The 13,151-nt window shown below is 32.5% G+C and carries 14 protein-coding genes; all 14 read right to left on the bottom strand.

Annotation, left to right across the window (positions count from 1 at the left end; translation table 11 throughout):
• Positions 1 to 4 precede the first annotated feature (4 nt).
• On the bottom strand, positions 5 to 976 hold the full coding sequence (locus MUB18_RS06025) for an MraY family glycosyltransferase (protein ID WP_248755277.1): 972 nt from the start codon (positions 974 to 976) through the stop codon (positions 5 to 7).
• 75 nt (positions 977 to 1,051) lie between these two features.
• Positions 1,052 to 2,218, bottom strand: coding sequence for a right-handed parallel beta-helix repeat-containing protein (locus MUB18_RS06020; RefSeq protein WP_248755276.1), 1,167 nt, complete (start codon positions 2,216 to 2,218; stop codon positions 1,052 to 1,054).
• Positions 2,219 to 2,226: 8 nt separating this feature from the next.
• Positions 2,227 to 2,976, bottom strand: coding sequence for a glycosyltransferase family 2 protein (locus MUB18_RS06015; RefSeq protein ID WP_248755275.1), 750 nt, complete (start codon positions 2,974 to 2,976; stop codon positions 2,227 to 2,229).
• 2 nt (positions 2,977 to 2,978) lie between these two features.
• On the bottom strand, positions 2,979 to 3,653 hold the full coding sequence (locus tag MUB18_RS06010; protein WP_248755274.1) for a hypothetical protein: 675 nt from the start codon (positions 3,651 to 3,653) through the stop codon (positions 2,979 to 2,981).
• A 113-nt stretch (positions 3,654 to 3,766) separates the two neighbouring features.
• Positions 3,767 to 4,198, bottom strand: a complete 432-nt coding sequence (locus tag MUB18_RS06005; RefSeq protein ID WP_248755273.1) for a hypothetical protein — start codon at positions 4,196 to 4,198, stop codon at positions 3,767 to 3,769.
• Positions 4,199 to 4,257: 59 nt separating this feature from the next.
• Positions 4,258 to 4,767 (bottom strand): acyltransferase, encoded by a 510-nt coding sequence (locus MUB18_RS06000; RefSeq protein WP_248755272.1) that lies wholly within the window; start codon positions 4,765 to 4,767, stop codon positions 4,258 to 4,260.
• Positions 4,757 to 5,905 (bottom strand): glycosyltransferase family 4 protein, encoded by a 1,149-nt coding sequence (locus MUB18_RS05995; RefSeq protein WP_248755271.1) that lies wholly within the window; start codon positions 5,903 to 5,905, stop codon positions 4,757 to 4,759. Before MUB18_RS05995 ends, MUB18_RS06000 begins: the two co-directional genes overlap by 11 nt.
• Positions 5,902 to 7,068, bottom strand: coding sequence for an O-antigen ligase family protein (locus MUB18_RS05990; RefSeq protein WP_248755270.1), 1,167 nt, complete (start codon positions 7,066 to 7,068; stop codon positions 5,902 to 5,904). The genes MUB18_RS05995 and MUB18_RS05990 overlap by 4 nt, the downstream gene beginning before the upstream one ends.
• The gene (locus MUB18_RS05985) at positions 7,035 to 8,222 is read right to left on the bottom strand and encodes a hypothetical protein (RefSeq protein WP_248755269.1); all 1,188 of its coding nucleotides are present in this window, start codon (positions 8,220 to 8,222) and stop codon (positions 7,035 to 7,037) included. The genes MUB18_RS05990 and MUB18_RS05985 overlap by 34 nt, the downstream gene beginning before the upstream one ends.
• The gene (murB, locus tag MUB18_RS05980) at positions 8,222 to 9,073 is read right to left on the bottom strand and encodes a UDP-N-acetylmuramate dehydrogenase (RefSeq protein ID WP_248755268.1); all 852 of its coding nucleotides are present in this window, start codon (positions 9,071 to 9,073) and stop codon (positions 8,222 to 8,224) included. Before murB ends, MUB18_RS05985 begins: the two co-directional genes overlap by 1 nt.
• Positions 9,057 to 10,361 carry a polysaccharide biosynthesis C-terminal domain-containing protein gene (locus MUB18_RS05975; protein WP_248755267.1) on the bottom strand — a complete coding sequence of 435 codons (1,305 nt, stop codon included), beginning with the start codon at positions 10,359 to 10,361 and terminating at the stop codon, positions 9,057 to 9,059. Before MUB18_RS05975 ends, murB begins: the two co-directional genes overlap by 17 nt.
• The gene (locus MUB18_RS05970; protein WP_248755266.1) at positions 10,361 to 10,882 is read right to left on the bottom strand and encodes a serine O-acetyltransferase; all 522 of its coding nucleotides are present in this window, start codon (positions 10,880 to 10,882) and stop codon (positions 10,361 to 10,363) included. Before MUB18_RS05970 ends, MUB18_RS05975 begins: the two co-directional genes overlap by 1 nt.
• Positions 10,872 to 12,119 carry a UDP-N-acetylglucosamine 1-carboxyvinyltransferase gene (locus tag MUB18_RS05965; RefSeq protein ID WP_248755265.1) on the bottom strand — a complete coding sequence of 416 codons (1,248 nt, stop codon included), beginning with the start codon at positions 12,117 to 12,119 and terminating at the stop codon, positions 10,872 to 10,874. Before MUB18_RS05965 ends, MUB18_RS05970 begins: the two co-directional genes overlap by 11 nt.
• A gap of 2 nt (positions 12,120 to 12,121) precedes the next feature.
• Complete coding sequence (locus tag MUB18_RS05960; RefSeq protein WP_248755264.1) at positions 12,122 to 13,150, bottom strand: NAD-dependent epimerase; 1,029 nt, start codon at positions 13,148 to 13,150, stop codon at positions 12,122 to 12,124.
• Position 13,151: the final 1 nt, after the last annotated feature.

The raw sequence follows: 13,151 nt of genomic DNA, 5'->3' as shown, positions 1-13,151 counted from the left end.
CTGTTTAGACATAGCTTATCTTTTTTACATATTTTTTTAATATCCAACTTTTCAGTATTAAGTACATGAAACTCATGAAAATAAGTAAAATTATCGAAAATATGGCCTGTGCTTGTACTGAATAATTTGAAATTTGAATAACAATGACACCAACTAAAAATTGAATGGCCCCATACAGAAAAGAAATAAGCAATTTATGAAATCCCGCCTCATTACCTAAAAACTGATATAAATGAGAACGATGGGCTTCAAATATATTTTCCTTTAGATACAATCTTCTGATAATGGTCCATACTGCATCTATGCCATATACACTTAGAAATAAGATATAAATCAAATTTCCAGTAACTAATATCAATGTGCCAAGAGCGAAAAGCAAGATGTATGCTATTGAAACAGCGCCGACATCGCCTGCAAAACATCGAGCACTATTACGAAAGTTAAAGAATGCAAATACGAGAACTCCTAATAATGTAAATATCAAAAGATCTTGCACTATATAACCGATTTTATAGTTGACGATCAATAATAAACCTCCCACTGCAAGACTATAACAAGCTGTGATGCCATTTATACCATCCATAAAATTATAGGCATTAATGACACCTACTACAATAATAAAGGTAATCAACAGATAATACCAAGGCATGTCAAATAAATGCATCTGGTAAGCCATTAATAAAACAGCTGAAAAATGAACCAATAATCTAATTTTATTAGACAAAGTAAAGACATCGTCTAAAAATGAAATTAGGGTCATCAAGGTCAATCCAAGAAAAAACCAAGGGTACTGGAATCCCGAAATGAGGAAATAAATAAGAGCACCCATGTAGAAAATAATACCACCACCTCTTAAGGTAATTTTTGTATGCGAACTTCTTTCGTTAGGCTTATCAATAATATTAAAACGATCTGCCAATCGAAAATAAAACAACTCCAATAAAAATAATGAAGCAAATACTAGTAAATATATCATTCTTGATCTTAATTCAGTTTAAAAACATAGTACCTTACTAAAGCAATAATACTATATAAAAAATAATCAAATACCTTATTTAACATTTATCCTTTGGAATTTTGAAAGATTAGTTTGGACCTGTCTTTCAATTTTTTCATTTCGAATTGTGCCCGCTCCTTTCTTTGTATTGAAAAATTTAAAATTATTAAATACTACATTAACATCATATTCGAATTCAGGAACATTTTTAACAGGATTTGAAGAATAATAAACTTGTAGATTGTTAACAGTAACTGTTCCAACTACTTGATTTTTCTTAAAACCGGCTTTAAAACTTGGAACGGTTAAACCAAACTTACTACCAATAATCAAAGGATTTTCAATTGTAATATTTACTGTTTTTCGTTTTTCTCCAACTAGTTTGCCTAGTGATAATGCTATTCCATAAACTGGATTTCTAAATGTGATTGGATTAATTAACTTTATATTGTCAATAACATTCTCATTACTATTAGGCTCTATATCTATTCCACCTTTTGGAAGATTTCCATTTGAATTGGCACACAATGCATTATAAATATTTACGCCATCTGCTGAAGTAATCGATATGGCATTTCTCCGGTTATTATCCAATACCGCATTATAAACATCGACCGATTTACTTTCTTTACCTCGAGGTCCACCTATATAAATTCCATCGCCCCACATTTTTTCAATTATAGGATTAACAATCTTCACATTTTTAGCACCGAAAACACGGATACCCATACCCCATTCCCCTTCAGAATTTAAATGCTGATAACGGTCACCCTCCATCTTGACATTATAGATCTTGACATTTTGTACTTCCTGTATTAATAATAGCACATAGCGAGGTTTATTATTAGCCTTCATAATCAATTTTGAATTTGGAGGAAAAATAAGAACCTGATTAGATCGCACCTTCAATCCCTTTTCGTTGATAAGTAATGGATAATCGGGAAATAACAGCACATCATACTGATCAATCAGCTTCTGAATTTCGGTGGTGTAATCAACTTGGCCTTTAGTCTTTTTACCTTTAGGTAAAGCATTGTCGACCTTAAAAGCTGTTTGGCTATACTGTTTTATTTCAGTATCAAACTTACTCTTTTCGACTGCAGAGGGATAGTATTTTTTATCAATTTTATAATATTTCAAGCCCCCTCTCATTTCAGTCTGCTGTGCAAAAGATAGCAAGGACAGACTGAAAAGATATACTATTATAATGAAATGTTTCATTTTATGATTTATTTAAGGAAATAACGAATAAAGCCATTAACCATCCAGTAACCTGTATAATAGATCGCTTTGAACGTGCTAAAGCCTTGTGTTTGTTTTAAAAAAACAATATGTTTCCAGATTAATTTATATTTTTTACTTGTTGCAGAGCCTCTGACCTGTCTGTAGTAAGCGAGTTCCTGATCAAGACCATATGATTTAACTCCTGATTTTAATATTGATAGCCAAAGTGCATAATCTTGTTTTCTTGCATGTTCCGACATATACCATTTACCTATATTTTGCGCATCGTAAACAGCCGTTAAACATGATATTTCAGTATATTTCAATAGATGCTGATAATCTACCTCTTTGCTAACATGTAATGTACTCTTTATATTGCGTCCTTCTTCATCCAGATAGCCATAGGACGTATGTGAAAACGAGTAATTATTATCCAACATAAAAGGTATCTGCAATTTTAATTTGTCAGCATGCCACAGGTCATCACTATCTAAAAATGCAATAAATCTTCCTTTAGCCATTTCTATTGCTCTGTTCCGAGTTTTACCCGCTCGCAGATTTGTATCGTTTTGGTAAATTCGTATTCTTGGATCCTTTAGAGCAAGTTGTTGCATAATCGTCCAAGAGTTATCACCAGAACAATCATCAATTAATAACCATTCCCAATCTGAATACGATTGGCCAAGAACTGATTTTGCTGTTTCTTCTAAAAATCGCGAAGCATTAAATACAGGAGTGATTATAGAAACTTTCATTTTTAATCTAGTGTAGTTATAAAATCTTTTAATTTACCATCCATTGCATGCAAGACTACATTGTACTGAACCTCAAACCTAATATCATTTTTAAAATATTTTTCAAGCTCTTTAGAAACTAAATCTTCCTCTAATCTATCCTGCTCAATCTTAAGCAGAACAAAACCTTTCTTATTTTGAACCGCTTGATAATTTAATACTATTCCAGAATTTAATGCCAAATTTTTAAATACATAATAAAATGTTAAACTTGGATATGTTTCGTTAAAACCAATAATTTTTTTTCCAACACGTCCTAAAACATCTAATATAACGGGATGCTGACGTCCACAGTTACATCGAAATTCTTCTGGCGCAAGCGAAATTTTATCACCCAATTTATATCTGATAATAGGAAATGAATGTGATACAAGATTCGTAACTAAAATCTCGCCATCTTCTATTTCCACAATCACGTTTTCACTGTTAATATGCATATAGCCCTGAGGACATTCAAATGCTATTAATCCCGCTTCTGCAGCACCATATTCACTTCTTATTTTTGAACCAAATGCTTTAATTGTTTCATCATGATAATTATCATATATTTTTTCTGAAGTTCCTTTTATTAACTTTATTCCTACTGGCTTTTCTAATTGTGGTGTTAAATTAATTATTTTAGCCACTTCGTAAATCATGGAAGAATAGCCCTCTAAGTATTTTGCCTGTGATAACTTCTTTGAAAAACGTATTATTTCATCTTTTTCATAAGAAAAAATTCGAAATCGATTCTGTAAAGAGTCAAGTAGTTTTATTTTTTTTGACTTTTTATATCAATATTATAACCCCAGAAATAACCATTCTTGTCCCAAGGTTTTACTCCATACCAACTATATCCTCTAAACATAGCAGCTCTATTTATGGAATCCCACTCTTCATTTTTATTAAACTTTAAAGGCTGACCTGAAGTCCCAGAAGTTTCAGACAAAAAAATCTTTTTAAATTTAATAGTACTATTAATACTTGAACTATTTATCCTTAATTCATCCTTATCAATAACGGGCAATTTAACTAAGTCTGCTATAGATTTTATATCTTCACGTTTAACACCCGCTGCAAAATATTTTTCTTTCAAATAAGGAGATTTCTCAAATGCAATATTTAATAATTTATGAAGTTTCTTTTCTTGAATCTTTTTTAAATCATCCAATGAAGCAAAATCAGTTTGCATTAATTCTTTCATAGATTTGGATAAACTTGGATTTCTCCACACAACACCCAAATAAAATAGTAGTCTACTTATCATAAGTTAATAATATGTTTGGCGGGAGACCCGGCATACAATGAATGTTTAATATCGAACTCTTTATTTAAAAAGCTATTTGCTCCAAGTACTGAATTCTCAGGCAAAACCGCACCAATTGCTATCGTACAATTTGCACCTACCCAACTTCCCTTACCAATTAAAACTTTACCTTTTTTTATTGGTCCGAATCGATAAGAATTATTAACTGAAGTATGGTTACCCATTACAATGACAGTATTAGGAGCTACCATTACTTCACTTTCAATTACTAATTCACCACTTCCCATAATTATACAGTTATTTCCAATAAACACATGATCTCCGATCGAAAAGTTATGAAGCCCTTTTAAGATTGCGTTATTCGTTACTTGAAAGTTTTTACCACACTTATTCATCATTAAACCATAAAAAAAACCTCTAACTCTCATTGTAAAAGGAAAATCCGGTACTACTAGGAAAATAACTCTTATAAACCAGCTATATATTAATACTAATTTATGCTTCATAAAATATTGTTTTTAAAAAATTTTCGATTTTATAATTAGAAACTTTATTATAAGAATTTAGTCGTATAAACTGATAAACTTCAGAATCTGAAGAAAGTTTTAGTAATTTTTCCATAAAATCCTTTTCATCACTAAAGTTTGCAAACAAAATATCTTTATTATCTTCAAATGTCGTAGGCAGGGAACCCACAGGAGTACTCACTACAGCAAGTCCATTTGCCATCGCTTCAAGAATTACACGTGGTGAACCTTCGGAAAGGGAGCCAAAGCAAAAGATATCGTTGTCTCTCAGTAATTGGTTTAATCTATCTCTATTATCCACATGCCCTTCAAAAATTACATTCTGAATCTTTTCATTTTCGACTAGTGATTTTAAAAATACTTCTGATTCTCCATGACCTACAATAGTTAATCTAGCTGCTGGCTTATGTACTTGAAGTAATCCAAAAGCCTTAACTATTGTTTCCACCCCCTTAGCCTTCCTTAAATATCCTACATAAATAATTCTAGGTGCACTACAGTTTAGATCCTTTGTTTCAAAATAGAAATCTTCATCATTAAGTGTTGATGAAATCAAAGGCTTTGCTTTTATACCATATTTTTCTAATCGCTCTGCTAAATGATATCCATTTGTATATACTTTAGCATCTTTACATGCTGACATAAACATAGCATGCTCTGGTTTAAAAAAAAGTCTATATACAACTTTTTTGAGAATTGATAAACTGGGGTTATTTATAATTGTATCCATTGGGTCACCAACGAAATGAATGATCCTACTTTTCCCTTGAAAATATTTTTTTTGTAACCAGCCAAATGGTATTGGATACCTTGCATAGACAACATTATAATGAGAAGATAGTTCTTTATACGCTTTCTTATATTTAAAAAAATGCTTTACTGCTGCAATATATCCATCCGTGTAGGGAAGTTCGTATACTTCTACATTCGAAAAACCATCAATGGATTCATACATTGTTTCATCATTGAGATCTAAATCAGTAGGAGAAAGTAAACATATTTTATCATAATACTTGACAATCTCATTCAAATAGACCCAGTGCGTAAAAGGAATATAATATTTCCCATCCTTTTTACGAAGCGTCCAAGCATGTATTAAAATTGATTTTACTTTCATACTGATTTTAATTTAAAATTCGAATAACTATTAATGTAGGCTAGAAAATACCACATAATCAGATATGTCATAATACCACCGGTCTTCGTCATTAGAAAGACAAAGAACACGAAAAAAATAAAAGGTAATACGTTCTTCTGTCGAAATTGTTCATATGATTTTAGAAATAGCTTCCATAAGAATATTAGGAATAATGTCAATGCTAACCAACCACCACATACTAGCAGATATAAAAATAAATTGTGCGCATCTTGAACACGATCAGAGATTAGTCCCATTTCAATTAAATATCCCTCTTCTCCAACGCCCCAAATATTATTTTGAACAATTTCAAAGATAATGTTCCAAATTCTCTCCCTTCCCCCAGTTAGATCTTTTTCTTGAAATCGGCTTAATAAAGATGAATTTGCTAGTGCAATCAAAAGATAAGAAGTACTTAATACAGAAAGTAATCCAAGAAAAAATTTGATTGCAATATGAATTTTGGATACGATAGTTAGTAATATAAATGCTAATATTAATATAATAAATGACCCGCGAGAACCTGTATCTATAACGAATAGAATAAGTGGAATCAAAAAAACAGCTAATAAGAAGCGTTTCTTACCTAAACGTAAAGGGTCTTCTAGAATATTATAATATAAAATAATAAATCCAGCAGCTAATCGTGCACTGATCGAATTTGGATTTTCACCAAAAATAAGTAACCTCCCCTTGTTAAATTGAAATTGACTGTTAAAAAGTCCCAATTTATAACCTACAGCAATTAAACCGCAAGCTAATCCAAAAAGTAACAAACTTTTATATTTTAAAGATTCATCTTCGCTAAATTTATAAGAAAAGAAGATAAAGATTGTAATGGCAAAGAGGTATTTTACCTTTAATGGGATATCATTGGTAAAACTTAATCCATAAAACATAGTGGCAATATAAAATAATATGGCAATGGAAAATAGGAGAAAATATTGTCTGGAATATTCTTTGCTCCATAATCTATTTTTGTTTGCATTACTGAAAATAACGATTAACGAAAATACCGTAATCGCATCAAAATAAAGACCACCGGTATGAAAAGGATCGTACTTTCCAAAGGCAAGAAAGAAAGAAAATAGAAGTAAAATAAATTTTTCTACTTTATTTGTTTGCGCAATTCCCTGTACCATGTTCCTAAATTAGCTCTTATAAATTTAAACCAGTGTAAAATCAAATCTTTATCATCTTTAGAGTCGTCACGTAATTTTGTGTACATATTACTATATTTTTCTACAGCTCCCTCTATTGAAAAATATTCCCGAAAACGGATTAAAGATTGTTTTTTTAAATTTTCCTCGTATTCTTCCTCATTAAACAGTTTTATGATATTAACCTTGTTGTCAACAATTTGCTGGTTTTCAAAAGCAATTCGTTCTGAAAAATTAAATGCAAATGCCTGATCAAAATTATGAGATCCAATAAGCATAGGTAAGTCATCTTGCATCGATACTGAAAACATTACTCTCGATTTCGCGCTGGCTTCCATAAAACCTCTTCCCGTCCCAATAACCCAATCAGCAACTTCAATCACTTCTTTCGCATTAGCAGTAAATCGATCTTCTGTCAGAAAAAAAACACTTTCTGGAAGCTTAACTTTTAAATTATCAATCACTGATTGATCTTGAATATTTCCTAAGATTATTAATGCGGCTTTACAGCCCTGATCAGTGACATATTGATGCAAATTAATACTTTGCAAAATAGACTTTTGATACATTCGGCTGATACGACAGATTCTTAGGATAACTTTATCAAAATTGTGCAGGTTAAACTTACTCTTAATTTCCTCAATTTTGTTCAGATTTGTTAGAAAGTCTTCTGTACGATTGGGGATCAAATGCAACTCGCTATCAGCATAACGAGATCTTTCAGAGAAATAGTCAAAATCTTCTTGACTAAAAAGAACCAGATTTTTGACTTTAGGAAAATAATCTTTTGGATTTGGCCCCCCACACTTAGTCAATGCAATTTTATTACCCAGTTTTAAACGGAGCAGTCGCACAATAAAATATGCATATAGATCAAAAGCATGTAGAATACTTTTCTTATCAACAGATAATTGCACCTTTTTTAAAGCAGAACTGATATTCAAACCATTAAAATATATAAATTCGCTTTCAATAGGAGCATCTTTAATAATATGCGAGTAGGTATAACCTAAAACAATTATTTTAACATCATGATGCTTGGCCATATGCTCAGCAGTAAGCGCTAGGCTTCTATAATGTCCGCCATTGGCCTTACCTGTGGCAAAAATAAAATATACAATCGATAGACGCTCCATTAAATAATACGCTGTTCTATTTCCAAATCAACTTGAAATCGTTCAAAAACACATTTTTTGACGTGTTCTATTACTCGAATAATATCTTCACCAGTAGCCTGATTAAAGTTCACGATAAACCCACCATGCTTTTCGGATATCTTCGCTCCACCAACCGTATAACCTTTAAGATTTAATTCATCAATAATAGCCCCAACAAAATAGCCCTTTGGTCTTTTAAAAACACTACCAGCATTTGGTAAATCTTTAGGTTGCTTTGCCCATCGTTGAGTTTTGATTTCATCCATAAATAACTGAACACTTTCGCAGTCTTTCCGCTCCAGTTGTAACCATGCTTTGAGTACAACTTTATCTGTATTACGCTGAAAAAAACTATTTCGATATTCAAAAGACATATCCTCTTTAAGGATCTCCTTAATTTGCATATCTTGTAGATCGAGATAGCGGACTTTCAGAAGGACATCTTTAATTTCATATCCAGATGCCCCCGCATTCATTACAATTGCACCGCCCAAAGAACTTGGAATATCGTAAAAAACCTCTAAGCCACTCAGGCCCAATTCTTGTGCCTTAACAGCTAAATCGGTCATCCAAGCTCCTGCCTCAACTTCTAAAATATCATCAAAAACCTGAATGGAATCAAATGTTTTTGTTAAAATAATAAAAGTCTCATCGTAAAATGATTTAGATAAAATAATATTATGACCACTACCAATCAGCACGTAATTACTTTCCTCTGTAAAAACTTGTAAGATATCATCTTCAGTTGAAGGGAAAATAGCTTTTTGACAAGTCGCATTCAAACGGTAAGAATTAAAAGGGGTTAAATCAAAATTATATTTTATTTCCATACTTGTGCTTTTTCAAAAAATTAACAAAAAAATTAAAATCATTCATGCTAAATGCTAGAATCTTCTTTATTGGTATACCAATTTCCTTGCTATAAAAGTGAAGAAAACTAATTCCTGCAAATCCATAACTAATTGTAGAACAGAGGGCGGAACCTGCCGCACCATATTTAGGAATAAATAAAATATTCAAAACTATATTTATGAACAGGGAGGGAACCATCGCTTTCATGGCTATCCAAGGTTTACCTTTTCCTGCCAGATCCATATTAATTACTTTAAAAATTGTTAAAATAAGGACTCCTGGTAACAAAAACTGTAATACCAAGGCACTGCTTCTAAAATTTTCACCAAAAAGCATAGTAATTATAAATTCAGAAAATATACTCAAAACTAAAGATGCTATGCCAATAAGAATAATTGATATACGTAAAAGCTGACACACTTTTAATGAAAACTGATAATTATCTTTTGCAGCAGCACTCCTGGCAAAAACTACCGTACTTAGTACCATAGGGATTTGCCACAAGTATTGGGTCAATACTGCCCCTTTATTATAAATCCCCAGTTCGTAGGCATTACTCATTCTATCAAGCAGAATAGTATCTGCTTTATAATTTAGATTAATTACCAGTAGCGATAAAGCATAAATTACTCCTAAGCTTAAAAGCGACTTGATAACACTCCAATGTATTTTTAATCTAAATGCTTTTATAAAATCATTTTTAAAGAGCATGATGACACTCATAACAATAGGTCCTACCGCAACAGCAATCAGTGCGCCTGAAACTCCCCAACTAAACAATAAGACGAGTATTACTGTTACTAATAAGATGAATAATGGAGGTATCCAGTTTACTCTGTTAAATGTTTTAAGATCATTCTTGCCTAAAAAGATACCAGAATTATAAGTTACGAATAAACTAAATGGAATGGGGATCAATGATAATAGTACCCAAAGATCATTATCACCACTCTTACTAAAAAATTTCATCAGTAGATAACATATGCATACCGAAACTACAGTAGTGAAAAGCCAAATACTGACCACTGCCTCTTTAACTTTATTTTCATCAAAAATACCTTTACCGATAAAATAAGCCGTTGACTGCCTAATTCCCAAAGAACCAATTGTCAAAAAGAGAGAAGGATAAACAGATAGGCCAGCAATTGTTCCATTTCCTTCAGGACCTATTGAACGTGCTGTTATTATTGAGGTTATTAAACCTGACGCCATAATAATTAAATTAGATACACCGACGCGACCTATATCCTTGATAAAACTGCTCATTAAAATTTATTTTTAAATTTTACAGGTATTCCATATGCCACACTATTTTCAGGAATACTTACATTAACCAGACTCATAGCTCCTATTACAGAATTTTCTCCAATTACTACTGAACCGATAATCATACTACCGGCATAAACTTTTACAAATTTCATTAGTTCAGGATACTCCTTTTGTAATTCTTTATTCTTACCATGACTTCCTAATGTCACATTTTGATAAATAGTAACATCATCTCCGATAATTACTCCATCTCCAATAACAATTCCTAAAGGATGAGGAAACTTTAAGCGCTTACCAATTGATGCACCATATGAAATATCACAACCTCTTCGTATTATTTTATTTTTATAATATTTTGCAATTATTGATGAAAAAACACCCTTTTTAAAATAAAAGTACTGCCCAATGCGAAATTTAACAAGTAAATTAAAACTAGGGCTAAAAAAATAGCTTGTTATAAAAGAAGCTTTGGGTTGCAAATCTTCTTTTATAACACTTATTAATTTTTTAAGAGACATTAACATCCAAGTTTTTCAGTTTTGTACTAAGATTTTCATAGCCGCGTTGTATCTGCCAAGAGTTCTCAATAGCTGTTACACCATCTGCTGTCAAACCTGCTAATAATAAGGCGATACCTGCACGAAGGTCTAAAGCATTTACAGTTGTACCAACTAATTTATTTCCACCGTTGATAACCAATAAATCACCTTCAACACGGTAATCCATTCCCATTTTTGCTAATTCTTCTGCGTAACCATATCTTCCTGGAAATCTAAGATCGATAATTTTTGACTCGCCCTGACACATAGCTCCATAAACAGCAAATAAAGGTTGCATGTCTGAATTAATACCGGGATATGGACCTGTACTGATCTCGATAGGATATGCCTCTCCACCTTTTACGATAAGACTATCAGTCCCTCGATACATTTTCATACCACTTTCTCTTAAATAAGTTAATGGTACTTCTAAATGCTCGTAAGGGAAATTTTCAATCTCAACCTCTCCCTGTGTGATCACCGAACCGATTGCCCAAGTCAATGCCTCCATATTATCAGGAATAACGGAGTGCTTTACGCCACTTAATGAACGAACACCTTCCACCACAATACATTTCTGTCCATAAACGCGTATTTTAGCACCCATCTTTGAGAGCATATCGATAAGATCCATAATCTCAGGTCTGATATGTGGGTTCCAAATAGTAGTGGTACCTTTTGCTAATGACGCACATAAAATAGAATTTTCTGTAGCACCTGTTGAACGCATAGGCAAATGAATCTCACTGGCAACTAACCCACCTTCAGGAGCTTTCGCACATAAATAATCATCTTCTTCCCAAACTTTGGCACCTAAGTTTTCTAATAACATGACGTGTAAGTCATATTTCCGTTCTCCTAACTTACATCCCCCTGGTAAAGGCACACGTCCTTCTCCAAACCGTGCTGTCAATGCACCTAAAATTAATAAGGTATTGCGAATTGATCTACCTTGCCAATCTAAAACGGTTATACCAGTAGTCTCTTCTTTGATAAGTACTTGATCACCTGCAGTAACAAAGCTCTTACCTAGTACTTTTAACATGTCCAAATGTACTTGTACATCTAACAATCCATTTGGAAAATTATTAAGTTCAACCGGTTCCTCAGTCAAAATTGATCCAGCCAAAAGTCGAAGTGCACTATTCTTTGCACCGCTTACTCTGACGTTACCATATAATCTTCCTTTGCTTATTTTTAATATTTCTGAATTCATTTTTAAGATTCTTTTGTATAATAATTTTGAAACCACGATATAAACTGTGCTATACCTTCTTTGATAGGGGTTGTACTTTGATAACCCAAATTATTTAATTTATCTGTATTTGCCCAGGTTTTTGGAACATCGCCATCTTGCATAGGTAACATGATTTTATCAGCAACTTGTCCTAAGCTTTTCTCCAAGGTTTCGATAAACTCAAATAGTGATACTGGAGCTCCATTACCAATATTAAAAATTTGATAAGCCGCTCCTTGATTCGTTGAAGCAGGATGATCGAAAGCAATTTTTATTCCTTTTACAATATCATCGATATAGGTAAAGTCACGACTCATCTGACCTTCATTGAATACCTTAATCGCCTTACCTGCAGTGATCGCGTTTGCAAATAGCATAGGAGCCATATCTGGACGACCCCAAGGACCATATACCGTAAAAAATCGTAAACCAGTCGTCGCCATACCATATAAATGACTGTAAGTATAAGCCATCAACTCATTACTTTTCTTGGTAGCTGCATACAAACTAATTGGTTGATCTACGGTATCATCTTCAGAAAATGGAACTTTCTCATTCTCGCCATATACCGATGAACTTGAAGCATAGACCAAATGATTTATTTTATGGTGTCTACAGCATTCCAAGATATTCAGAAAACCTACAATATTACTATCAATATAAGAAGCTGGATTTTCAATACTATAACGAACACCTGCTTGCGCAGCTAAATTGATAACACCATCAAATTGAAACTTCTCAAATAATTTTGGAAGAGCTATGCGATCTTGAAGATCTAATTTTACAAAAGTAAATCTTCCTTCATATTGATCTGATACAGAAAATGATGCACTGTTAGATATGTCAAAATCACGAATTCCCAATTCTTCTAAACGATCCAATTTTAAGCTGACATCATAATAATCATTTAGATTATCCAACCCAACGATTTGATATCCGTCTTTTAAAAGAGATTTAGCTAAATGGAATCCAATAAATCCAGCGGCTCCTGTAACAAGTATAGTTTTCATA

Source organism: Sphingobacterium sp. PCS056, assembly GCF_023273895.1.
Taxonomy (GTDB): domain Bacteria; phylum Bacteroidota; class Bacteroidia; order Sphingobacteriales; family Sphingobacteriaceae; genus Sphingobacterium.
This window is presented reverse-complemented; position numbering and strand designations above follow the sequence as displayed.